Here is a 24,550-nt window from a genome sequence, read left to right as displayed (position 1 = left end):
TTTTTTATGCTTTCGCGAAAGCGTAATTACCCACAAAAAAAAAGCGCATTCAGCTTATTGCCGAATGCGCTTTTTCACACTTAACTAACTAACAAATTATGCTGCTTCTGGCAGCTCTTTATCTTCTTCTGCTGTTTCTTTACCTCCTCGTATTTTATATTTAATACGATATACTATGTAATATAGCAATGGTACAATAATAAGAGTAAGGAAGGTAGCTATGATTAATCCGTAGATTACTGTCCACGCAAGTGGCCCCCAGAAAATCACGTTATCACCTCCTACATAAATCCCTGCATCAAACTCTTGGAACAATCCAAAGAAGTCAATGTTAATTCCTATTGCAAGCGGTATTAGACCAAGAACGGTTGTGATGGCAGTAAGCAATACTGGGCGTAAACGCGCTCTACCTCCTTCTATTATCAATTCTTGCATTGTCTTTTTATCAAGCAATTGCTTGTCTTCAAGACCTAGCGCTACTTCTTTTCTATCTACTAGCAACTGCGTGTAGTCCAGAAGTACCACCCCGTTATTTACTACAATACCAGCAAGTGAGATAATACCCATCATAGTCATTATGATAACGAAAGGCGCTCCACTTATGATAATACCTCCAAAAACTCCTATAAAGCTCAAGAAGATTGCAATCATAATAATCACTGGTTTTGATATAGAGCTAAACTGGAAAATAAGTAAGAAGAAAATTAACGCAAGACCTCCAAAGAAGGCACTTACTAAGAAGTTCATTTCTTTAGCTTGTTCTTCAATTTGCCCTGTGTAGTTTACCTTGATATCCTTAGGCACACCATCAAAGTTTTTCATCTCTTCTTGAATGGCTGCAACTACCACACCCGCATCTGTAAATCCAGCAGCAAGGTTAGAATATACCGTTACCACACGTTTTGAATCTCTGTGCTTGATCGCGCTAAAAGATGATGTATTTTTTGTAGTAGTAACAGCACTCACTGGCACTTCTTTTACTTGCCCAGTTGCTGGATCTCTAAACGTAATATTCTGATTAAATAAAGCAGATTTGTCATAACGCTGCTCTTCATTAAAGCGCACGTAGATGTCATAATCTTCTCCGTCTTTCTTATATACTCCAGCTTTATCACCAAAGATAGAACGACGTAGCTGCATACCTACTTGACCTGTTGCCACACCTAGCTCTCCAGCCTTCTGGCGATCTACAATGACCTCTGTACCTGGTTTACCTCTATTTACATTAATCTTAAGCTCATCTACACCTGGCACGTTACGGCTGTTGATGTAGTTACGCATTTGCTCTGCTGCGATAATGAGTTCTTGGTAATCTTTACCTTCTAGCTCGATGTTAATAGGGTATCCTTGTGGTGGTCCTGCAGCATCTTTTTCTACTGTAATCACCACTCCTGGGTACACACCTCTCACGGCATCTTGCACTTTAAAGCGTAGCTCTTCACTATCTGCCTCGTTACGGTACTTGTACTCACGCATTGTTGCCGTAATTTTTGCTTTATGCGGCATCTCGGCAGCACTACCGCCATCTGTTTGAGGATTACCTGCACCCTCACCTACTTGTGATACAGAAGTTTCTACAAGAGCATTGTAATCTTCGCCCTCTAGATATGCTTCGTCATTAAATACTTTAAAGACGCGCTGCTCTATTTCTTTAGTAATGGCATTTGTTTTCTCGATGGCTGTTCCCTCTGGATACTCGATATACACCGTAATTTGGTTAGGCTTATTATCTGGGAAGAACTCTATAGCGGTACGACCTGCACCTATAGAACCTCCAAATGCCATAAAAGTTAAAATTAACAGTAGAAAAATACCTCCTACAAATGCAATAGGTCTGTAGCCTCTAATAGACCACCCTAAGAAGTTTTTGTACACCTTCTCAAGCCACGTAAGGAAACGCTGCTGAAAAACATCGGCGGCACCTTTAAGTAGGTATTTGTAAATCCACATAAAGATAATAGTCGCTAGCACTAGACTTCCTAGACCGCGTATGCTTCCACCTAAAAATAATATCATTAACCCAATAGGCAACATAATGAGTGATGTGCGTATTAGAAATTTTCGCGAAAGCGCCTTCTCCTCTGTATTCATAAACTGTGATACGAGCATCGAGTTTATAAATATTGCCACAAATAATGATGAACCTAGCACCACAGATAATGTGATAGGGAAGTAAATCATAAACTGTCCCATAATGCCTGGCCATAATCCTAACGGTACAAAGGCTGCTACGGTTGTAAGTGTAGAAATGATAATAGGGAAAGCAATCTCTCCGATACCTTTTTTGGCCGCTTCTATGCGTCCCATACCTTCTTCATCCATAAGGCGGTATACGTTTTCTACTACCACAATCCCGTTATCTACAAGCATACCTAGTCCCATAATGAGGGCAAAAAGTATCATCGTATTCATCGTATAACCCATTAAATTAAGGATCATAAAACTCATAAACATAGACATAGGGATTGCAAAACCTACAAAGAGTGCATTTTTAAACCCTAAGAAAAACATAAGTACACCTACCACAAGTATAATCCCGAAGATGATATTGTTTACTAGGTCATTTACTTGGTTTTCTGTTTTGGCACTCTGGTCATTTGCGGTACGCACAACTACATCTGGAGGAAAGACCTCTGCCGTGGCGTTTTCGATAATCTCGTTGATTTGCTCAACGGCTTCAATCATATTTTCGCCAGAACGTTTCTTTACATCTAGCATTACCACTGTCTCGCTTATCTCCTCATCATCTACGGTGTCTCCATCATAAAGCGTGAGGTCACGTGCATAAGTAGTTTTATCTTCTTCTGTAAATGATACCGTTGCGATATCCTTTAGGTATATCGCTCCATTTTCTGATTTAATTACAAAGTCTTCAAGCTCTTCTGGGCTTTGTATCTCTCCTATAACGCGTATGTTACGACGCTGCCCACTGCTTATAAGGTTACCTGCAGAGAGGGTCATATTCTCATTACCTATAGAAGCAAGTATATCGTTAAAACTTACTTGAGCAGCAATCATTTTATACACATCTACCGCTACTTCTACCTCGCGTTCTTGAGCACCACGTATGGTTGCTTCCTTGATTTCTTTAAGACTCTCTATCTCGTCTTGTAGGTACTCTGCATACTCCTTGAGTTTTATAGTAGGGTAGTTACCAGATACGTTTACATTAAGAATAGGTGTCTCTTCTGAGATACTTAGGTCAAAAACATTAGGCTCTACCTTAGCGTTGTTAAACGTAGGCCAGTCCTCATTTGCAGTTTCTGAGTCTACCTCATCCTTAACACGTTGCTTTGCAACTTGTACATCTACGCCTTCTTTAAACTCTACTGTGATGATCGCATAATCTTCTTGTGAGGTAGATAATACTTCTACCACATCAGAAAGATTCTGCAGTTTATCTTCTAGAGGATCTACTATGAGACGTTCTATATCTTCGGCAGTGTTACCTGGGTAAGGTGCAGAGATATAAATTTTAGTCTCATTAATTTCTGGAAAGTTCTCACGAGCCATCCCTAGGTAGGCTCCCATCCCTAAGGCAAGAAACAGCGCCATAAGAACGTAAATAATAGTAGGATTATCTATCGCCCAACTTGAAATCGCAAACTCCTTGTTTACATTTTTCTTTTTCTTATCTGTCATCGCTTAGTATGTTAAGATTTTTACTGGCTGGTTATCTTTTACAGATCTCGCACCTTCTACAATGATTTTATCTCCTACTTCTAGACCAGATAGTACTTCTATGTTAGGTCCTTGAGATTTACCTGTAGTGATAATCTTTTGCTGTGCTACCATTTCGTCCGCTTTCGCGAAAGCGGTATACACAAATTGCTCACCAGCTGCATTTTCATTAATCACATTGAGAGGGATTAAAATTGCACTTTCTGCCGTGTAATCGTTGATAGAAAGTCTCGCTGTAAGATTAGGTTTTACCTTTCCATCCTTATTAGGAACGTCTACTTCTATCGCAAAACTTCTGTTTGATGGCTTGATATAATTACCCGTCTGGCGCACGGTAGTCTCTACAGACTCTCCTAGTACTGGAAACTCCACTTTTACCTTTTTACCAGCCGTTACTGTAGGTAGGTAGCTTTCTGGAATCTCTGCCGCTACATACATATTATCAAGATTTACGATTCTGAATAATGCCATACCTGGAGCAACCACGGTACCCTGGTCTGTAATCACCTCATCTATTACTCCAGAAAATGGAGCTGTAACCGTTGTTTTACCCAGCTGACTTTTAATCTGGCTCACCATATTTTGAGATGACTCATATTGTGTTTTTGCCTGCAAGTATTGTATTTCTGAACCTATTTTTTGATCCCAAAGACGTTGCTGGCGCTCAAAAGTAGTTTTTGCAAGTGCTAGTTGAGATTCCATTTGTGCTACTTGACTGCTTAGACCTCCGTCATCTATACGAGCCAGTGTTTGCCCTTTACGCACGCGCTGTCCTTCTTTTACAACTACACGAGATAAGGTACCTTGATACTCTGGGTAGATAAGTACATTTTGCTTAGTCTCTACATTACCTTGCACCTCTATAAAGTGATTAAACAAGGTGTCTTTTACCGTCATTGTGGTAATAAGAACCTCTTTTTTCTCTCTAGGATTCTTTTCTTCTAGCACCTTTTCTATTTGTGCTAGTTGATCATTTGTCGCTGCGACATCTGCCTTAAGTGCTTCTTGTTTTGCCTGTAACTCCTCTACAGATCCAGACTCTAGAAGGGCTTCTACAGATTTCTCGTTACTGTCTCCACCGCAAGAGGCTAGCGCGATACTTAAGATGGCAAGTGTGATATATTTTTTCATCATTGTTCTATTACTGATTGGTACTATTTGGATTCTCTTTTTAAAAACTAGTTGTTTGTATAGTTAGGTACATTAAGAATAGTCTCTAACTCTGCTTTTGTTGTTACAATTTGTAGCATTGCCTGTATTAATTCTTGCTGCACTTGGTAAAGCTGTGTTTGCGCTTGTCTTAAATCAAAACTCGTACTAAGCCCTTCTCTAAACTTTACTTGGTTTTTATTTTCAATGCGCTCTGCAAGTTTGATGTTTTCTAGCGCAGTGTTGTAGTTATCTATCGCAAGCTCGTGATCACTTTTTGCAGATGCATAAGCAAGTTTTATCTGTTGCTCTGTCTCCTCTCTTTGAGTTGCTGCTTGATCTAGCGCAATCTCAGCCTGCGCTGTTCTTGCATTACGCATACCAGAACTAAAAATAGGGATGTTGAGTGTAAAACCTGTGATAGACTGTGCAAACCACTTCTCATCACTATCAAAAAAGTTAAACTCATTACGCCCTGCAAAGGTACCCACATTAATAAACGCTCCTAGTGTAGGCAAGGCCTTGCTCTTTTCTAGCTTAAGCTCTAGTGCTCTTTGCTCATTAAGATTATTTACAATCTTATAGTCTACATTTTGCTCAATGTTAACCGTATCATTAAGTAATCCTAGTGCTGGAACAGCAAGTGACTCTAGACTATCTTTAAGAACCGTCTCCTCATCTACCCCTACACCTATTGCGAGGTTAAACATTTGCTTTGCAATCACCACCATTCGCTTTGCATTTGCACGCTGGTTTTGAAGCGACAAATAAGTGATTTGTAACTGCTCTACATCTTCCTCTTCTGCAAAACCATTTTCAAAAATGAGTTTTGTCTCCTTAAGGTTATCTTCTAGGTTTGCAATATTTCGATCTAAAATTGCTACACTTTCTTGTGCAAGTAGCACACCGCCATAAGCGTTTATAACTCCTTTGCGTACTTCGAGTTGTGTTTTTTCATTTGCATTTTTAGAATAGTCTAGAAACGTCTTTGCAGCTTGTAGACCTACAAGGTAGGACCCATCAAAAATAAGCTGACTCAATGTAGCGGTCGCAGTAGCATTTTGCTGTGTTCCAAAAACTACGGGTATAAAAGTACCTGGCTCTCCTCCAGTAAACTCGGCTGGTATAAGCTGTGTAGGCTGCTTGATTTGATAATTATAATCTAGACTTGCGCTTACTTGTGGCAACCCACTCGCTGTGGTCTCCCACTTTTGCTTTATTGCCTTTGCGATATCACGACGGCTATTTATTGCTGTGTAGTTGCTATCTAGAGCAAAAGTCACAGCCTCTTCTACAGTAAAACTTCTAGTCTGTGCGGTCACACCTACACTAGCAAGAAGTATTAGGGCTATATATAATCTCTGTATCATTAGTTATGGTTAGATTTAATAAGTTTATTTAAAATTTTTCTACCCTTAGGGGTTACAATACCGCGTATGTGATACTCTAAATACATATCGTGCAAGTCTCCTACAGGAAAAGCAGATCTAGGGAAAATCGTCTCATCTTTAATACCCGTCATACCGGTGAAGTAAATGTTTACCACAAACGGCACACTTATTTCACTAATAAAAAGTCCTTGCTCTATACCTCTAAGCACATTTCTAGTAACACAGCTCTGCATATAGTCGTACTGACTCTTTCTAAGGGTCTGGTGTATCTTAGGGTAATATTTTTGAAGTTGATACATAGAAGAAGTGCGCTCTCCGTTTATATGCTCAAGTACATATTTCTTTATGTCGTATAACTCTTCAATAGGATTTAATTCTTCATCAAGTATCCCATCTATACCTCCACAGACAGAATTAAACATATCAAGTGCGCAAGCAGAGACAATAGCCTCCTTATTAGCATAATAACTGTACACCGTCTTTTTAGACATTCCCATCTCACGGGCAATATCATCCATAGTAATGCTCTTAAATCCTTGATTTAAAAACAGTTCGGTGGCGGTTTTTAATAATTGTTCTTTCATAGTCAAGGCGCGAAGATACGCAGGAAACTTTTTAAGTTTTTAAAGTTTCCGTTAACTTTAGTTAAAATTTAACAACTGTAAGTTTTTACTGTGCGCTTTCGCGAAAGCGTAATAGGGCATAATCTCCTTTTATCACTTATTTTTACAAAAAATTGCCATTTATGCACAGCATACCAGAATACACATCTATATTTTTAGAATATCTCAACAAGCACGCGCTAGAGAAGGAACCTAAAAATCTTTATGAGCCTATTAATTACATCTTACAACTAGGTGGTAAAAGATTGCGTCCAGTACTTACACTTATGGCGTGTGAGCTTTTTGAAAAAGACTATAAGGATGCACTAGATGCAGCGCTGGCAGTAGAGATTTTTCATAACTTCTCTCTAGTGCACGATGATATTATGGATGATGCACCCTTGAGACGCGGGGAAGAAACGGTGCACGAGAAGTGGGATATTAATACGGGTATTCTTTCTGGTGATGCAATGCTTATACGTGCCTACCAGCTTTTTGAAAATTATGAGGGAGCCACCTTTAAGGAGCTGGCAAAACTGTTTTCAAAAACAGCAATAGAGGTTTGTGAGGGACAACAGTATGATGTAGATTTTGAGACGCGTGACGATGTGACCATCCCAGAATATATGAAGATGATTGAGTATAAAACCGCTGTTCTCGTAGGTGCTGCACTTAAAATGGGAGCTATTGTAGCTGGCGCATCAAAGAGTTGTCAAGAAGGTATTTATAACTACGGGCGTGATCTTGGGCTGGCTTTTCAACTACAAGATGATTATCTAGATGCCTTTGGCGATCCAGAGAGTTTTGGAAAGCAAGTAGGTGGCGATATTATAGAAAACAAAAAAACATTTTTATACCTCACTGCCCTAGCAAATTCTAACAAGGATGATGCACAACAGCTAGAGCACTTTTTCTCTATCTCACCGGCAGATCCTACAGATAAAATAGAGACGGTAAAGCAACAATTTCTGGACTCAGGTGCCGCAAAAGCAACCGAGGAAGAAATAGCTAAGTATACTCAAAAGGCGTTTACCGCACTTGATAATGTAGACATCTCAGAAGATAAAAAGGAAACGCTCAGACTTTTTGGGCAAGGGCTTATGAAGCGCACATACTAGCGAGCACACACCTTTTACAAGCAGTCCCCACGTAAACTTTTAACTAAGAGTTTATTATGGCACTCCGTTTGCTTAAATTTACGAGAACTAATCAATGTTACTCGTGAAGTATTTTCTATTTATTTTATTAGCCGCGGTGAGCCTCTCTAGCTGCGCTCAAAACACTTGGCATAGTGAGCAACTAGCTATAGATGACTCGTTACAGATTGCCGTCATACAGATACCAGAAAATAGAAAGCTATCACAAACAGAGGTTTTCTCAATGGGTAATGATTCATACACGCTTACCCTACATAACACAGACTCCATATACAGCACAACTCACACCCTCAAGCTTAATAACAACACCTATAAAGCTTACATAACAACCCTGCCGCTTATTACTATAAACGCCCCGCAAGAAATTGTAAATGAGCCTAAACGTATGTGTCGCATTGGGTATGCAGATGAGGAAATCACATTTACAAGTTATGCCGGTATTGAGCTACGAGGTAGCAGTTCGCTTGTTTTTAAGAAGAAAACCTATGACCTCAACTTTTACAAAGACAGCCTAGGTTTTGAAAATCAAGACTACAAGCTGGCTGGAATGCGCTCTGATGATGACTGGATTCTGGATGGACTTTATAACGAGCCCTTACGTATGCGCTCTTTTATCTCACTTAATCTCTGGAATGATATCTACACACCACATTATCTAGATAAAGAACCTAAGGCAAAGGCTGGTGCGACCGCCGCTTATAGTGAGGTATTTATAAATGGTCGCTACAAAGGTCTTTTCTTACTGCAGGAGCAGGTAGATCGCAAGCTAGTTAAGATAAAGAAAAACAAGGGTGATACCGTGCGCGGTGAGATCTTTCAAGGGGCACGCTACCTGGGTGCCAGCTCCTTTGACTCTATACCTCCTGCAAAGAATTTTTTAGCCAGCTGGGGTGGTTATGATATAAAATACCCATCGCCTTCTAATGCGCCTTGGGACAATGTATATCCTTTTACAGACTTTGTGGTTAATAGTGATGATGACGCTTTCGCGAAAGCGATCTCAAAACAATTTGTACTTGACAATGCTATAGATTACTTCTTATATATAAATGCCCTACGTGCACCAGATAATCTAGGAAAAAATCTCTACCTGATACGTTATGATGCAGGAGCGCCTTACTTTTATGCTCCTTGGGATCTGGACGGAACACTAGGCACCATCTACAGCGGAAAGCGTATAAATACCACAAATGACTTTTTAAGCAACGGACTATTAAGAAGGCTTATCGCCACAGATGCAGATGATTTTATTTCACGTTTTCAAGCGCGATGGCTCACCTTACGACAAGGAGTTTTAAGCGAAGAGCAGTTGCTCAAAAAACAAATGGACACCTATAATCTACTAAAAGAGCAGCAAGTATACGAGAGAGAAGCGCTCGTATGGGACACGTTTATTTATGAGGAAGAAGGCATTACGTATATGCAAGAATGGACAAAAAAGCGACTTGCCTTTTTGGACAAATACATTAGTTATTTAAAATAACAAGCGGCTGTAAAACTAAGCAGTAAAAGAGTTAATCACCTTCAAAAAGTCTTCGCGGTTTTTTACAAAATCAAGATCTGAGATGTCTATAATCTTTACATTAAGATTATGCTGTCCTTTTATAAAATCTAGATACCCTTGATTGATTTTTTCTAGATACTCTGGAGCAATACTTTTCTCATAACTACGGCCACGCTTCTTTATATTTTTAAGCAAACGCTCCGTGTTTTGATATAAGTACACATACAAGTCTGGTTGTGGCATATCTTTATACATCATCTCGTGGAGGCGCTTGTAGAGTACATACTCCTCTTCTTGTAGTGTAACTTGTGCAAAGATGAGCGATTTATATCGATCATAATCTGCACACATAAAGTCTTTAAACAAATCAAACTGACCAATATCATCAAGCAATTGCTGATAACGATCTGCTAGAAAAGACATTTCTAGAGGGAAGGCAAACCTATCTGGATCTTTGTAAAATTTAGGTAAAAATGCATTGTCTTTAAATCGCTCTAAAATAAGTTTTGCATTAAACTCCTCAGAAATCATTGTAGCGAGACTTGTTTTACCAGCGCCTATATTACCTTCTATCGCTATATAATTGTAACCACCTAGATCTATACTGTCTTGTGGCTTCTTGAGCCACTTTGCTTGCTTTGTTAATGTGCTATCATCTTCACAGTCTTCTAGCAACGCTGTAAAAGATTTATTAAAAACAGGAGCTACATCTTCTGCACTTATATCTACGAGCGGCTGCAATACAAAACGACGCTTGAGCATATGCTCGTGTGGTATGGTTAATCGCTCTGTTTGCTTGACAACATCGTCATATAGTAATATGTCTATATCTATATATCGTGATTGATATCCTTTTCCCTCTATTTTATCTCTGCCTAGTAACTTTTCTATAGCTTGCGTTGCATCTAAGAGCTTACTTGCAGATAATGATGTTTCCATCTTTACAGCACAGTTATGAAAATCTGCTCCCTCAAAACCCCAAGCTGGGCTTTGATACACTGGTGAGATTTTGCGCACACGTCCTACACGCTCAAAAAGCAATTGAATTGCATTATTGAGTGCCTCGTACGTATTACCTTGATTACTGCCTAATGATAAGTATATAGTATGCAATGAGATAGCTGTTCTAAGTTGGGCTTAAGATTTCACAACAAATTAAGGAAATCAAAATCACAATGCCCTAATTTTGAAATTGAAGTTATTAAGAAAATGAATCAAATCTCTAGTCACTTAAACTCAAAGGACTTACAACTAGCCTATCGCATCTATTTTACACTAGGTGCTCTTTTTATATGTGCCCTGGTGGTATCTAACCTTATATTTCAAAAATTCTTTAGCTGGGACTTTTTTGGCATTTATACTTTTGAAATTTCTGTAGGGATACTTCCCTACCCTATCACCTTTCTTATTACAGATATTGTAAGCGAGATTTACGGAAGAAAGAAAGCAAACCAGATGGTCACTGCTGGCATTTTTGCATCTCTCTTTTCGCTACTCATCGTTTATGTGGCAAAAGTAGTTCCTGCTACTAGCTGGTCACCTGTAAATGATAGCCTGTTTACAACTGTATTTGGTGCTACGGCGCTGGCAGTTTTTGCGAGTATGATGGCCTACTTGCTTGCGCAATATGTAGATATACACATTTATCATTTTTGGAAACGAGTAACCAAGGGCAAACACCTCTGGCTCAGAAATAACTTCTCCACCTTTTTATCACAATTTATAGATACGGCAAGTGTGCTTTTGCTCTTGTGCGCCTTTGGACTAATAGAGTGGAATTTATTTGGCGGACTATTATTAGGTGGATTCTTATTTAAAATTCTCGTAGCGGCATTCGACACACCGTTCCTTTATCTAGGTGTATGGTTATTTAAGAAGCGTTTTAACCTTGAAGAAGGAGAAGAAATTAAGCTCCCTGTATAATCAAGTATATTCACACTAAGGCAGATTGTAAAAGACAACATTAGAAAACCACAAATGAAAAAGATATTTAAAATTATAGGCATAGTAGTTCTTGTACTTGTTATCGTTCTTGCTGCTTCTCCATTTTTGTTTAGAGGAAAACTAGAAGACCTCCTCAAGGAAACCATAAACAATAACCTCAACGCTCAAGTAGAATGGTCTTCTCTGGATTTAAGCCTCTTCAGAAGTTTTCCTGATGCTACGGTTATAGTAAATGATTTTACGGTAGTAAACAACGCACCATTTGCAGGTGACACACTTGCGAGTGGTAAAGAAATACGCATTGAGATGGGCGTTACCCAGCTCTTTAAAAACACAGCAGATGAGCCTATTGCTATAGATGCACTATCACTTCTAGAAGCAAACGTACACGTACAAGTAGACTCCTTAGGCAATGCAAATTATGATATTGTAAAAGAGACACCAACTACAGAGACTACTACTGAGGAGAGCTCAGAACCTTTTGTTTTTAACTTACAAGAGTACAGCCTCATAGACTCAAAAATAATTTATGACGATCGCTCTACACAAACCCACTTAGAACTTACAGAGGTAAACCACACGGGTTCTGGAGATTTTTCGGCTATTGAGAGTGAGCTAGATACGAAGACCCACGCTGTAGTATCTTTTGATTATGGCGGCACAAATTACTTAGATGGGCACGATCTCGACCTCGAGGCTGTAATCCAAATGGAGCTAGAAAAACAGAAGTATACTTTTAAGGAAAACCTAGCCAAAATAAACGAACTCCCACTAGAGTTTAATGGTTTTATAGAGCTTCTTGAAGATGGTAATCTTATGGACTTATCATTTAAAACACCTTCATCAGATTTTAAAAACTTTCTAGCCCTAATCCCTAAGGAATATAGAGCAAATCTTGATGAGGTGGAAACGAGTGGCGATTTTCGCGTAAGCGGAATTATAAAAGGGAAAACAACCGAGACTAACATCCCAAATCTGGATATTGAGATTGTGTCTAACAATGCTTCTTTTAAGTATCCTGATCTCCCTAAAAGAATGAATAACATCAATATAGATGTAAAGATTAAAAATAATACTGGCATTACAGAACTTACTTATATCGAGATAAACGACTTACGTTTTAAGATTGACCAAGACACCTTTACAGCAAAGGGAACACTTAAAAACTTGATGGGTAATATGCTTGTTAATCTTGACCTAGATGGTGCGCTAGATTTAGGTAACATTGACAAGGTGTATCCTCTTAATCTAGACCAGCCACTGCAAGGTAGACTTGTTGCAGATGTAGTGACGAGTTTTGATATGAACGCTGTCGAGAAGCAACAGTATCAAAATATAAAAAGCTCTGGTAATGCTACACTTAGTGACTTCACTTATAGCACTCCACAACTGCCAAATCCCATTGCTATACAAAATGCAGATGTGAGTTTTAAAACCGGTAACATTGCACTTAACTCATTTGCCGCCACAAGTGGATCTTCAGATATAAATGCAACGGGATCTATAGAAAACCTCATCCCTTTTGTGATGTCTAAGGAAGATTTAAAAGGGCATTTTGATGTGACCTCAAAGGTGTTTAATCTAGATGATTTTGCAACCAGCACTGCTACTACAACTGGTAACTCACCAGCTAGCACAGGTGAGAGTAATACCGCCATACAAATTCCAGATTTTCTAGATGCCTCTGTAAACTTTAATGCCGCAAAGGTAATTTATGATGGGCTAGAACTTAGTAATACAAAAGGTAGCGTGACCATTGCAAATGAGCAGGCATCATTAAGCAATCTTAACTCTGGCATCTTTGGCGGTGCGGCAGGACTCTCTGGATCTGTCACCACACGCGATGGTGCTCCTACTTTTAATATGACTGTAGACTTGAGCAGTATAGACATAGACCGCTCTTTTAAGGAGCTAGAGATGCTGCAAGGACTTGCTCCTATTGCAAAGGCACTACAAGGCGCTCTCAATACCAAAATACAATTGCAGGGACAGCTAGATGACAACTTCAGCCCTATCCTTAGTACCATTTCTGGAGATGCCTTTGCAGAGATTTTGACCGCAGATGTTGATGCAGATAAAATGCCGCTTCTTAATCTCCTATCGCAAAAACTTGATTTTATAAACCTTGACGACCTGAAACTAGACAAGCTCAAAACAAGCCTTACATTTAATGATGGTCAGGTGGCTGTAAAGCCTTTTGATTTTAACATAAAAGGAATTAATGTACAAGTAAGCGGTGGACATAGCTTTACAAATGAGATGAACTACACCCTCAACCTTGATCTCCCTGCAAAATATCTAGGCGGAGACGTGAGCGGCTTACTCTCAAAACTTACAGATGCCGAAAAAGAGAACATCCATATAGACGTTCCTGTTTCCCTTTCGGGAAATTTTATTGCGCCTAAGGTAGACCTTAACTTAAAAGCAGCTACCACAGCGCTTACTAACCAGATTATAGAGATCCAGAAGCAACGCGCAAAAGACAAAGTAGAAGACAAACTCACAGATGTGCTAGGAGGTCTTTTAGGTGGAAACAAAACAACACCAAACACCACTGCGACAGATAGCACAACTACTGACACACAGACTCCTCAAAACACCACCACAACCCCAAAAGCTGAAGACGCCATTAAAGATGTTGCCACGGGAATTTTAGGTGGTCTCTTTGGAAAAAAGAAAACAACAAAAGAAACAGTGAAGGATACGGTTAATTAACCGTTTTTATCACGCTCATTTTCTAACCTATTTTCGAGACTATTATATTCCTTAGGAGTTTCTGCACTCTCTATAACTTGAACACTAGATTGCTGTACTGTCTCTGGTGGGGCTACATATCCAGGAGCTCTTTTTACAAAGGTTTCCTTTACGCGTTCTGACATAATAAAGTATGGAATCCAGACCGCACACCTAAAAATAGCCTTAATAATTTCTTTAAGTGACTCTTGATTTTCTTCTGGAGTAAACATATCTGAAGCAAGCGCATTTGCTGCAACACTATCTAAAATTAAGAAAGCAAGTGTGCCAGCATATAGAATAATCATTAACCTAGGAACAATTGTCCTTCTCTTAAAGAACAATATAATTACCACAAAACTATATACGATAAGCGCTACATTAATAATCATCTCTATGGCGATGAGTATAATCATTGGCTTTCCTGTTAAGCCTTCAGAATTCCATAGAGCAGACCAAGTATAGGCATCAAAATAACCGTCTTCAGAAAGTATTTGCACTAAAATAACGATAGGAGTAAAAACAAGACCTATTGCAATAAGTATGAGCCAGCCTCCTATATTTTTCCCTTGTGTATCCTTAACCTGAGCGGGCACATCATATTCGTAATAAAGTCTATAAGCTCCATACCCAAAAAACATCAAGCTAATTACTAGTAGGAAAATAGCGATATAACTTAGTCCTGAGGTTTCCATTGCAGAGGCTGCTTCTAGGTCATAAGTAATAAAATAAGAAAGATCATCTTGAACCTTACTATGATCAGATATATACTTACGCACGTCACCAGCCTCAACAAAATCTTTCTTTCTAGAGTAATTATGAGTTACTAGTAGTTTGTTTCCAAAATGGCTTGCTTGCTGTTCATACTTAAAATATGAGCTTTCGACCGTATTTTTATAGTCTTCAAATTCCCAAGGCTCCGGTAAGTTGACTGTGATATTAAACTCAATATCTAATGGATAGTTTATAGCATATGGCGCCGTGCGCTCTGGTGATGTAGTAGGGTTTACATAACTCTCTAATAATAACGGATAGGTCTCAATATATATAAGCTGCTCATTGTCTGGTGACTTTGCCCAGATAGAATCTATAACGTAAGACTCTCTTACTATAAACTCATTACGAGTATTTCTTAAATCCTCTACCTCAAGGTCATCTCCCTTTTTTATATTAGGATATAATGTACTGTAAAATCGCAGGTAGTCTTTTTGTATTGAAGCATTACTACGCTGGTCAAAATCTGCACGTAATCTATCTGCATCACTCCCTTTATATGTAGTTACAACGGTTAATGCTCCAGACCCATTAATCTCATCTATATCATATATCTCACTTATAGCAACCCCTCCTGTTGGCTTAAAATCAATTTGAGTCAGCCCTTTTTCTCCAGGTTTTAAAACGAGCCCCTTCTCATAATTTGGAAAAAATTTACCCTTTGCTCCTGTACCCTGATTTGAGATTGTGGGATCGATATAATAATCTTCACCGTCTAGATTATAGGTAACAACACAATGGTCAAAGAGATTAGGCGTAGGGAGTTTATCACCTATACTCTTTCCTGCAGTACTGTTTACCAGCATAGGGTATGCCTCAATGCCATTTGCTTGCAGCAACTCACTTAGTAAAAATGACTTCCCTTTACAATCTCCAAATCGTTGCTCAAGCACCTTAAGTGGTGACTCTGGTTTATGAGAATTCATCCCATTTTCAAAACCAAAATACCTCACATCATCTTGTACAAAATCTATAAGAGTATTTGCAATCTCCTCCTTAGAAGGAGCAAGATCTTTGGTCTCACTTTTGATATTTTGATCTGACAGTCGTTTTAATCGTTTTTTATCTGCGGCACTTAATGTGTAGATCTCTTTATACTGATTTACAATACTCTCCCACGATTCATAATTTACAAATTGCACAAAACCATAATCATCATACCACATAGGCTCGTTAGTATCATAAAACTTAGGTGCAACATCTTCTAGCGTCCATTCGTAAACCTTGCTATTACCTGAAATACTTTCTGCTGGCTTAGGCGCATTATTGAAGTATTTAAACTTAAAAGATTCATTATTAGGCACAGTCACCGTAAAGTGTAGTTTACCTACAGGGGCTGCATATTGAAAATAAAGACTGCTACTATATCCTCCTTCATAAATAGGGTTCTCTCCTGCTATAGTGTAAGCATAGTCTATCACATCACCCTCTCGCACATCTGTAAGATTTACAAGACTTGTAAGTCTCCCGTCATATAGATTCTTTTCTAGATTAGACTCTCTTTGTATAGTCTCAATCTTATTAAGATTAAGTTGAGAGATACGCTCCCCATCACGTATGATATCGATTTTATGAAAAATGAGCTTCTCATAAGATGGGTCAAATTCAAATGTTAGATTAGACATTTGAGTTATGCCCTCTCCATTTATAATTTTAACTACAGAGTTACTATATCTAGTTTTATTTACAGCATTAAGCTGCTTATCATATAGAAGATAGTAGTAGCCACTTTCTGCTTCTTCATTTTCAATATTCTCCTTATAGTCAACTTTATTTACCCACGATGGGATTTGTTTTATACTAGGATTTTGAGAATAGAGTGTTGTAAAAAAAAGAACGAATAGTAAACGTAAAATATGCTTCAAAGCCTGATTGATTTGTGGGTAAAAGACTACAATATAAGCTGTTCCAACTTAATTAGCAACGTATAAACTCTCAAAAATGTTTCCGCTTTCGCGAAAGCGGGATACTACCCCTCGTCATCTACCTTAATCTCGTTGAGCTCTTCGTTTTTGTACTTGGCATAGTCAAAACCACTCTTCCACCAGATTTTCATTTTTTCTTTATTAAAAATGAGCGAATTTGTAGTGAGTACCGTCGGTGTATAATAGAAGTTTATTATCGCCTCTTTTTGATTGGCAGCATATTTACCTATGGTAATATTTTGCTTTTCGATACGATCCATCATAAAGCCGTGTAGATTGCTTAATAGGGAGAACACGTTAGTAGAAGGGAGATTATTATAATAAGTCACTTCTGTTTCTAATATGATTACATCAATTTCGGTTGCGCCGCGTTCTACAGCCTCCTTGATGGGTACTAGTGCGCCAAAACCTCCATCTGCATACTCGCATCCATTTTTTGAGGCGAGGCTCATAAAAGGGATATAATTACACGACATCCACACCCAGTCACAAAAATCTTCGTATGTCTCTTCCTTACTGGATTTATATTCCGTTTTATGAAGTGAGAGATTAGAAACTGTGACTAGCACTTCTTTACCACTAGCCTGTAGCTGTTCATAATTTTCACGCGTAAAGGTTTTTTCTATAAGCTTGCGTAGCTTCTTACTTTCTCCAAAGGTTTTAGAGCCTTTTAAAAAATTGCGCAGTACGCTCCAGTGGTCTATAGCAATAGATTGCTCGCCAAATTTATCTTTCTTTATTACAAAAGGACATACATTAAAAATAGCATTTTGATTTACAGAGGTGTATACCTCTTTTATCTTTTCGATATTTTGAAGTGCAAGATGAGGCACTAAAAGACTTCCTGTAGAGGTGCCTACAAGCATATCATACTCTTTGCCCATTTCTTGCATAAGGTACTGAGCAACACCGCCGCCAAAAGCGCCTTTACTTCCTCCTCCTGAAATGACTAATGCTCGCATACCTCGTTTTAACTAATAGCTAGTCGAAAATAAGGTTTTTAAATTACAAATAGTTTTACGCTTTCGCGAAAGCGTCTAAAAGAACATTATCCCACCATTATCTGTCTCGCCTTTTTTACCTAGCGTGTTAAACTTCCAGCTTAAACTAAGCATAAAATACTGTTGCAATACGGTACTCTGTACGTCTTGTATAAAGTTTGCATTTGCCGTACGACGGGCGTTTGTATTTTGATCAAGCACGTCATACACCTTAAGTGTAGCTGTTGCTCTTTCTTTGGCAAATGAGTATGCTAGTGTCGAGTTCCAGAACAAAGCACTTTGCTGAAAGTCACTTGCAATATTAGGGTTATAGTTATAGTTTATCTCATTACGCCATTCCCAGTTTTTTGGCACAAAAAGAGCCGTACTCAAGCGCACTGTGTGCGAGATAAACTCTTGATCATCAAATGCATCTAGACCAAACTCAGTTTTTGAAAATGAGATGTTATAACTAGGACGCACCTCAAAGAGGTCTTTCCAAGTAAAAGTCACATTTACTCTTGGGGTAAGTGATCTTGTTTTACTTGCATACTTCACATCATTATTGAAGTTTACATTACGGCCAAAGTTCCCGTAAATACCTCCACCATATTTTATGGTTCTTAGTGAATCTATCTTGAGCGTTTTATTATAACCACCACCAGCGCCTACGTTATAATTACCATCTACATTCTCATAAGTAGTGGTGCGCACAAGGTTTTCATCTATGGTAGTTTTATTTACCACGGCATCATTTGTAACACTACCATTACCGTTTAAGTACCAACCACCACCTTTCTGGAAGTCAAAATTATTAAACCCTCCATAAAAATTATAGACATTAGAAGGTGATAAATCTGGATTACCCACAGTGATATTAAGTGGGTCTGACACATCTACAAAAGGATTGAGCTGTTGCACATCTGGCGGACTATTACTCTTACTCACACTGGCATATAATGATGCCTTTGGACTAAAACGATAGTTGATGTAAGAGTCTAGTTCTAGCGCTTCAAAATTTTCCTTTACATTAAGTTCTGGACGCAGATTATCTGTATTTTCTAGTGTTCTAAAAACATAACCTGCTCCAAAGTTAATATTAAACTTCTCTGTGTTATAATTAAGTCCCAGCTTAGGTGTTGTGCGCATATTGCGCCCCTCAAAGTCCGTGCTTAACGTCTCATTAAGTGTGCTGTACTGCTGAGTATTTTCATCAAAATCAAAAGTAGTTCTTGATCGCTTTCGGCTATCATCACGATGCCCAAAATCTGCATCTAGGAATAACTTTTTTGCAATAAGGGGTATGCGGTATGTAAAGTTAAGATTGTATCCATCCAGCTTAGTCTCACCATCTGTAAACTGGTTGCGCTCTATAAGCTCTGGAGCATCTCCTAGTATGGCAGTATTAGAGACTATAAAATCCTCACTTTCTTGTCTGTTTATTTCGTTCTGAAGACGAGCACGCACGTAGGCTCCTTTGTCACCCCACTTTTTTGTAATACTCAAAGTGTTTTCAAAATTCTTCCCCTGATCTTTTATAAAGTTTGCATTATCAGACTGGTTTATAAGATCCCCATTTTCATCAAGAGACTCTTCATCACGAGTATAGCGCGTCTCACTCTTTGCATAAGAAAACTTAGGACGTATGTTTATGAGAATAGTAGAATCCTTCTTAATATTTATAGTTGCATTTGCACTATGATTATCAGAGTTTGAGTCACTTCTTGAGTTGCTATTTGTAAAAAAACGACGATCTGGCAAGATGTTCTCACGCTCGATACGTGTCTCGTCAAAAGAGTTTGCTGCAGAGTAGAAGTAATCCATACTCGCATCAAAACCTTTTGCATACTCATCTGTATAATTTGTCCCGATGCTGCGACTGTTTGTAATACCCTGGCCACCACCAAAACTGCGCCCGTCTATACCAAAACTTCCATTACCGTTAAAGTAGACACTTCTCCCACCGCCAAACATCTTGCGTATCTCCCCAAAGCTAAAACCAGCCTCGTTTATATTATTACCTCCAGCAAGTACACTTATGCGCCTGTCATTATCAAAAGCATTTACAATACCGGCATACTCAAAGCGCTCATCTGTACCTGCACCAGCAGCTACACGACCAAAAACGCCCTTGTTCTTCTCTTCAGAGATGGTCAGATTTATGGTTTTATTCTCTTGATCACCATCTTCACCAGCAAAAGCCTCATCATCTGTTTTTGTATCTACCACTTGTATCTTTTCTACCATCTCCTTAGTAAGGTTGCGTGTAGCTACCGTAGGGTCATCGCCAAAAAAGGGTTTCCCATTTACAAGTATCTGGTTAACTTCCTTACCATTCACTAAGATTTTACCATCTTCATCTACCTCAACACCTGGCAGCTCCTTGAGAAGGTCCTCAATGTTTGCATCCTTTTTTGTTTTGAAAGAGGATACGTTAAACTCTAAAGTATCTTTTTTTACAGTAATGGGGGCCCTACTTTTTACCACAACCTCTCCCAGTGTGTTAGTCGCAAGCCCCACTTCTATAACGCCTAAAGAAATATCACCCGCACTAAGGTCTACTTGCTTGCTATAATTTTCATACCCCAAAAAAGATATATTAACTCGAGCATCCTTTTCTTGGGCTCTCCCTTCTAGGGTAAAAGCTCCATTTTGATTTGTGATGGTGTAGGTGATGAGCGTACTATCTTTTACGGTTTCAAGAAAAACGGTAGCAGCCTCAAGTGGCTCTTTTGATTCCTTGTCTGTAAGTGTACCTGTAACTGAGAAGTTTTGCGCTTTCGCGAAAGCTGAAACTAAAAGAAGTCCAACTAAGATTACTAAATGACGTAATTGCATTGTACTGATTAATTGATGAGTACGTAAATAACCAACCTTTTAGTGAGAAGTTTTAGCAGGATATTGTTTTTAATATAATTTTAACAATTTGAGATACTCCTTAAAAAAAGGTCTTGAGTGATTCTTTCTATACACGCTTTCGCGAAAGCGTAAAAAACCCACAACTGGACCTAAATCAAGTATCTAAAACAAAAAAAGCGACCTATAGAGGTCGCTTTTCTTATATATAAAAGTGGTTTTACTTCTTTCTAAAGTAAATAGAAATAGGCACTCCAGAGAAGTCGTAAGCTGCTCGCAGCTTATTTTCTAAAAATCTTCTGTAGCCTTCTTTAAGGTATTGCGGCAGGTTACAGAACAACGCAAACTGTGGTTGTGGTGTAGGTAGCTGCATACAGTACTTGATTTTTACATATTTACCCTTAATAGCCGGTGGAGGGAATGCCTCTACTAGCGGTAAGAAAAACTCATTAAGCTCACTGGTCTTGATACGTTTTGTTTTACTCTCGTAAACTTTTACGGCAGTCTCAATAGCTTTAAAAATACGCTGTTTCTCAAGCACAGAGATAAATACAATAGGCACATCTGTAAATGGCTCTATCTGCTGTCTAATGTGCTTTTCAAATTCTTTCATTGTGTTAGTCTTCTTTTCTACAAGATCCCACTTGTTTACTAAGATTACTATTCCTTTTCTGTTGCGTTCTGCAAGCCAGAATATATTTTGCACCTGGCCGTCAAAGCCTCTTGTTGCATCTACTACAAGTAGTACAACATCTGCGTGCTCAATAGCACGTACAGATCTCATCACAGAGTAAAACTCAAGATCTTCTTTTACCTTAGCCTTACGACGTATACCTGCCGTGTCTACAAGGTTAAATTCAAAACCGTAGCGATTGTACTTTGTATCCATCGCATCACGAGTGGTTCCTGCAATATCTGTTACGATATAACGCTCCTCACCTATTAATGCATTTATAAAAGAAGATTTACCTGCATTAGGACGACCTACTACCGCAAAGCGTGGTAGCTCATCTTCTTCGTTTTCTTCTTCTTTTTCTGGTAATGCCTCAACTACAGCATCCAGAAGATCTCCTGTACCACTACCATTTGTAGCAGCAATGGTATAAAAATCACCAAGACCAAGATTATAAAACTCTACAGCATCTGCCGCACGTTTATTATTATCTACTTTATTTACAGCAAGAAAAATAGGCTTCTTAGATCTACGTAGTAAGTTTGCAACCTCTTCATCCATCCCAGTGATACCGTGCTCTACATCTACCATAAAGATAATAGCATCTGCCTCATCTATGGCAAGCTCTACTTGCTTGTCTATCTCTGCTTCAAAAATGTCATCACTTCCCACAACATATCCACCAGTATCTATGACTGTAAACTCACGTCCATTCCAATCTGTTTTTCCGTAGTGGCGATCTCTGGTCACACCACTCACAGCATCAACAATTGCCTCACGACGTTGTACTAACCGATTAAAAAAAGTGGATTTCCCTACATTAGGGCGCCCCACAATAGCTACTATGGTACTCATTGTAAAATTTTTAGGTCTGCAAAGATAGGCTTTTAAAAAGGACAAAGAGATGGTAAACAACGTAAATACATCGTCACATAATGGACTAAGGATTACTTAAAATGCTAATGATATGATAAACTTAATGAGAACTAGGTGTCTATAATTTAATTTTGCATCCTTATAACACACTTTAATTGATTTTACTCTTACTACTCCTTGGTTTTGGGATTGCCCTAGTCGCTACAATTATCCCTAGCGCGACTAATTTACTTGTACTCAAAAAAGCTACAGGCGGCAGCATATTTAAAGCGATGTTTGTTGCATACGGAGCTGCACTGGGCGAAACTATTGTAGCAGGGTTTGCTATAAGTTTTGGTTTTTTAGTAAAAAAGCTCTACCAAGATTATTTATGGATACAGATTGCTTTTGTAGTATTAATGCTCTTAGCTGGTATCTTACTTATTCTAAAAAAAACCAGCTCACAAACTTCAGAAGATGAAGCGCATCAAAACTTTGGCACTGGTTTCTTACTTGGCTTTTTAAACATCCCTATGTTTATTTTTTGGGTAGCCGTGCTGTCTTCTATTTCGAGCTATGTATTTATAGGTAAAAACTCTCCTTGGAGTGTCATACTCTCTTTTCTTGCGGGAGTTCTAATAGGAAAAGTTGTGATGCTTTATGCATATGCAAGACTGAGTGATTTTTTTTCAAAGAAGTTTTCTAATCTTGAAAATAAGATGAATATAGTGATAGGTATTGTACTTATAAGTGCTGCAGTCTTTCAATCCATAAAGCTTATTACTGCATAAATAAGCGCAGATAGCGTAAGTTTTACTGTAAGACAACTACTAATCCTTTATGATTATTCTTGCTTTCTTCATAGGCTTTACAGCTACAGTTATAGGTGCACTGCCACCAGGAGCATCAAACCTTGCAGTGATTAAGGCACGAGTAAAAGGGTCTTATCAAGATGCTGTAAAGTTGAGCTATGGCGCTGGTCTAGGTGAGGCATTACTTGCACTTACTGCTTTAAGCTTTGGGATGGTTTTACAAGAGTTTATCTCTATGAACTACTGGGTGCAATATCTCGTTGCATTTTTACTTGCCCTTGTAGGCGTCTATTTTATAGTAAAGAAGCATTCTCAAAAAAATCCAAAACCAAGAAAACAATCTCAATATTTTGTAGGTTTTATTTTGAGCTTTATAAATCCTCCCGTTTTAATCTATTGGGTAGTTGTGTTTTCACTACTAAGTAAATGGATGCTCAGCGCCGGGCCCCATCCTTATCTATGGACCATTTTATTGCTTGCAGGCGTGTTCTTTGGTAAAATAGCCACACTCTTGATGTACAGCAAGTTTGGCTCTCATATTAAACAAAAGTCTACCTCGAGCCCTAATTCTCTTAATCGTTATATAGGCATTACACTTATTGTACTCTCGGTGATACAGCTCGTAAAACTAGTAGTTAGTTAAGGATCTCTAGTCGCACCACATAACCTTCCCAGCTACGTACGTTAAAAACAGTGTCGTCTTCAAAAATGAGGTATTGCCCCTTTATGCCTTTAAGAGTTCCCTCGTATGCAGGTGTTTTATCTAAGTTAAGTGTCTTAAGTTTTTCTGGGTAACGCTCTACAGGAAAGTGAACGTGCGTCTCCTCATTAGTAGGGATGAAATATTGCTTTGCTTCTTCTGGTATATATTGTTTTAATATTTCTCGATGCTCCTTAAGATTTACATCTTCTATATCATTTTTGAGCATTTTACGCCAGTTTGTTTTGTCAGAAACGTGTTCCTTTAACGCAAGCTCTGTAATACCTGCAAGGTAGCGGTTAGGTACTTCTACAATTTCTATAGCCTCGTGTGCACCTTGATCTATCCATCTTGTAGGTACTTGGGTTTTACGAGTTACTCCTACTTTTACATTACTAGAATTTGCTAGATAAACAATGTGCGGTTGTAGTTGGACACTTTGCTCATAAGCGAGATCGCGATCTTCTTCTCCTAGATGCGCTTTAGACAGTTCTGGTTTCATTATCCACTCTGCAGCTTGAGGTACTTTATAAAAGTCATCATAGCAATATCCTTGTCTAAAAATCTTTTTATTCTCCCCACAGGCAAGGCACTCATATTTTACAAACTCGATATGCAGTCTCTTATTAAGCAACTGATTCACCTGTATAAAATCACCTTCCATTACGAGGTAATAATTTATAGGATCTGTATGCTCCGTTTGCATTTTCTTGAGGACACCTTGGTATTGCATTTATAAGAATTTTGATTACTGCATTGTATAAAAAAGGTTAAATTAGCTTTCACGAAAGCAAAAAAAACAACCTATCACACA

General features: G+C 38.5%; 16 protein-coding genes. 6 read left to right on the top strand and 10 right to left on the bottom strand.

The features are described from left to right. Positions 1–96: 96 nt before the first annotated feature. The 4 genes from ACFO5T_RS03815 to ACFO5T_RS03800 are packed head-to-tail and all read right to left on the bottom strand — an operon-like array spanning position 97 to position 6,805. Positions 97–3,642 (bottom strand): efflux RND transporter permease subunit, encoded by a 3,546-nt coding sequence (locus ACFO5T_RS03815; protein ID WP_375252023.1) that lies wholly within the window; start codon positions 3,640–3,642, stop codon positions 97–99. Positions 3,643–3,645: 3 nt separating this feature from the next. Further along, entirely contained in the window at positions 3,646–4,812 is a 1,167-nt protein-coding gene (locus tag ACFO5T_RS03810; protein WP_380032206.1) for an efflux RND transporter periplasmic adaptor subunit, read from the bottom strand. Between the two features lie 47 nt (positions 4,813–4,859). Then, positions 4,860–6,200 carry a TolC family protein gene (locus ACFO5T_RS03805; RefSeq protein ID WP_380032175.1) on the bottom strand — a complete coding sequence of 447 codons (1,341 nt, stop codon included), beginning with the start codon at positions 6,198–6,200 and terminating at the stop codon, positions 4,860–4,862. Next, on the bottom strand, positions 6,200–6,805 hold the full coding sequence (locus ACFO5T_RS03800) for a TetR/AcrR family transcriptional regulator (protein ID WP_035334696.1): 606 nt from the start codon (positions 6,803–6,805) through the stop codon (positions 6,200–6,202). Before ACFO5T_RS03800 ends, ACFO5T_RS03805 begins: the two co-directional genes overlap by 1 nt. Before the next feature lie 161 nt (positions 6,806–6,966). Here ACFO5T_RS03800 and ACFO5T_RS03795 point away from each other — a divergent pair, with 161 nt between their 5' ends. Together ACFO5T_RS03795 and ACFO5T_RS03790 are read left to right on the top strand one after the other, a co-directional pair. Next, the gene (locus tag ACFO5T_RS03795) at positions 6,967–7,941 is read left to right on the top strand and encodes a polyprenyl synthetase family protein (protein ID WP_035325748.1); all 975 of its coding nucleotides are present in this window, start codon (positions 6,967–6,969) and stop codon (positions 7,939–7,941) included. Between the two features lie 103 nt (positions 7,942–8,044). After that, a complete protein-coding gene (locus tag ACFO5T_RS03790; RefSeq protein WP_380032172.1) occupies positions 8,045–9,463 on the top strand; it encodes a CotH kinase family protein in 1,419 nt (472 codons plus the stop codon). A 15-nt stretch (positions 9,464–9,478) separates the two neighbouring features. Here the strand turns inward: ACFO5T_RS03790 and folK are convergent, their stop codons facing one another. Then, positions 9,479–10,597, bottom strand: coding sequence for a 2-amino-4-hydroxy-6-hydroxymethyldihydropteridine diphosphokinase (gene folK, locus ACFO5T_RS03785; protein WP_380032170.1), 1,119 nt, complete (start codon positions 10,595–10,597; stop codon positions 9,479–9,481). A gap of 96 nt (positions 10,598–10,693) precedes the next feature. Between folK and ACFO5T_RS03780 the strand changes: the two genes are divergently transcribed. Next, positions 10,694–11,407 carry a queuosine precursor transporter gene (locus ACFO5T_RS03780; RefSeq protein ID WP_380032168.1) on the top strand — a complete coding sequence of 238 codons (714 nt, stop codon included), beginning with the start codon at positions 10,694–10,696 and terminating at the stop codon, positions 11,405–11,407. 54 nt (positions 11,408–11,461) lie between these two features. Next, positions 11,462–14,143 (top strand): AsmA-like C-terminal region-containing protein, encoded by a 2,682-nt coding sequence (locus tag ACFO5T_RS03775; RefSeq protein ID WP_380032166.1) that lies wholly within the window; start codon positions 11,462–11,464, stop codon positions 14,141–14,143. On the opposite strand, the gene ACFO5T_RS03770 is transcribed toward ACFO5T_RS03775, so the two are convergent. From ACFO5T_RS03770 to der, 4 genes are all read right to left on the bottom strand, one after another. Next, a complete protein-coding gene (locus tag ACFO5T_RS03770; protein WP_375252029.1) occupies positions 14,140–16,800 on the bottom strand; it encodes a DUF3857 domain-containing protein in 2,661 nt (886 codons plus the stop codon). The genes ACFO5T_RS03775 and ACFO5T_RS03770 overlap by 4 nt on opposite strands. A 104-nt stretch (positions 16,801–16,904) precedes the next feature. After that, positions 16,905–17,822, bottom strand: a complete 918-nt coding sequence (locus ACFO5T_RS03765; protein WP_038597473.1) for a patatin-like phospholipase family protein — start codon at positions 17,820–17,822, stop codon at positions 16,905–16,907. 75 nt (positions 17,823–17,897) lie between these two features. After that, a complete protein-coding gene (locus tag ACFO5T_RS03760; RefSeq protein WP_380032163.1) occupies positions 17,898–20,678 on the bottom strand; it encodes an outer membrane beta-barrel protein in 2,781 nt (926 codons plus the stop codon). 238 nt (positions 20,679–20,916) lie between these two features. Further along, positions 20,917–22,224, bottom strand: a complete 1,308-nt coding sequence (gene der, locus ACFO5T_RS03755; protein ID WP_298348874.1) for a ribosome biogenesis GTPase Der — start codon at positions 22,222–22,224, stop codon at positions 20,917–20,919. 176 nt (positions 22,225–22,400) lie between these two features. On the opposite strand from der, the gene ACFO5T_RS03750 reads away from it, so the two are divergent. Continuing rightward, positions 22,401–23,015 carry a LysE family transporter gene (locus ACFO5T_RS03750; RefSeq protein WP_380032161.1) on the top strand — a complete coding sequence of 205 codons (615 nt, stop codon included), beginning with the start codon at positions 22,401–22,403 and terminating at the stop codon, positions 23,013–23,015. 49 nt (positions 23,016–23,064) lie between these two features. Continuing rightward, positions 23,065–23,679 carry a LysE family translocator gene (locus tag ACFO5T_RS03745; RefSeq protein WP_380032159.1) on the top strand — a complete coding sequence of 205 codons (615 nt, stop codon included), beginning with the start codon at positions 23,065–23,067 and terminating at the stop codon, positions 23,677–23,679. Here ACFO5T_RS03745 and ACFO5T_RS03740 read toward each other — a convergent pair. Continuing rightward, a complete protein-coding gene (locus ACFO5T_RS03740) occupies positions 23,672–24,469 on the bottom strand; it encodes a DUF2797 domain-containing protein (RefSeq protein ID WP_380032157.1) in 798 nt (265 codons plus the stop codon). The genes ACFO5T_RS03745 and ACFO5T_RS03740 overlap by 8 nt on opposite strands. Positions 24,470–24,550 lie beyond the last annotated feature (81 nt).

Source organism: Dokdonia genika (genome assembly GCF_042652845.1).
Taxonomy (GTDB): domain Bacteria; phylum Bacteroidota; class Bacteroidia; order Flavobacteriales; family Flavobacteriaceae; genus Dokdonia; species Dokdonia donghaensis.
This window is presented reverse-complemented; position numbering and strand designations above follow the sequence as displayed.

What these genes read in the sequence shown, in the direction of transcription:
- ACFO5T_RS03815 (WP_375252023.1), bottom strand. Translation starts at nt 3,642, where the DNA reads ATGACAGATAAGAAAAAGAAAAATGTAAACAAGGAGTTTGCGATTTCA.
- ACFO5T_RS03810 (WP_380032206.1), bottom strand. Translation starts at nt 4,812, where the DNA reads ATGAAAAAATATATCACACTTGCCATCTTAAGTATCGCGCTAGCCTCT.
- ACFO5T_RS03805 (WP_380032175.1), bottom strand. Translation starts at nt 6,200, where the DNA reads ATGATACAGAGATTATATATAGCCCTAATACTTCTTGCTAGTGTAGGT.
- ACFO5T_RS03800 (WP_035334696.1), bottom strand. Translation starts at nt 6,805, where the DNA reads ATGAAAGAACAATTATTAAAAACCGCCACCGAACTGTTTTTAAATCAA.
- ACFO5T_RS03795 (WP_035325748.1), top strand. Translation starts at nt 6,967, where the DNA reads ATGCACAGCATACCAGAATACACATCTATATTTTTAGAATATCTCAAC.
- ACFO5T_RS03780 (WP_380032168.1), top strand. Translation starts at nt 10,694, where the DNA reads ATGAATCAAATCTCTAGTCACTTAAACTCAAAGGACTTACAACTAGCC.
- ACFO5T_RS03775 (WP_380032166.1), top strand. Translation starts at nt 11,462, where the DNA reads ATGAAAAAGATATTTAAAATTATAGGCATAGTAGTTCTTGTACTTGTT.
- ACFO5T_RS03765 (WP_038597473.1), bottom strand. Translation starts at nt 17,822, where the DNA reads ATGCGAGCATTAGTCATTTCAGGAGGAGGAAGTAAAGGCGCTTTTGGC.
- ACFO5T_RS03760 (WP_380032163.1), bottom strand. Translation starts at nt 20,678, where the DNA reads ATGCAATTACGTCATTTAGTAATCTTAGTTGGACTTCTTTTAGTTTCA.
- der (WP_298348874.1), bottom strand. Translation starts at nt 22,224, where the DNA reads ATGAGTACCATAGTAGCTATTGTGGGGCGCCCTAATGTAGGGAAATCC.
- ACFO5T_RS03745 (WP_380032159.1), top strand. Translation starts at nt 23,065, where the DNA reads ATGATTATTCTTGCTTTCTTCATAGGCTTTACAGCTACAGTTATAGGT.
- ACFO5T_RS03740 (WP_380032157.1), bottom strand. Translation starts at nt 24,469, where the DNA reads ATGCAATACCAAGGTGTCCTCAAGAAAATGCAAACGGAGCATACAGAT.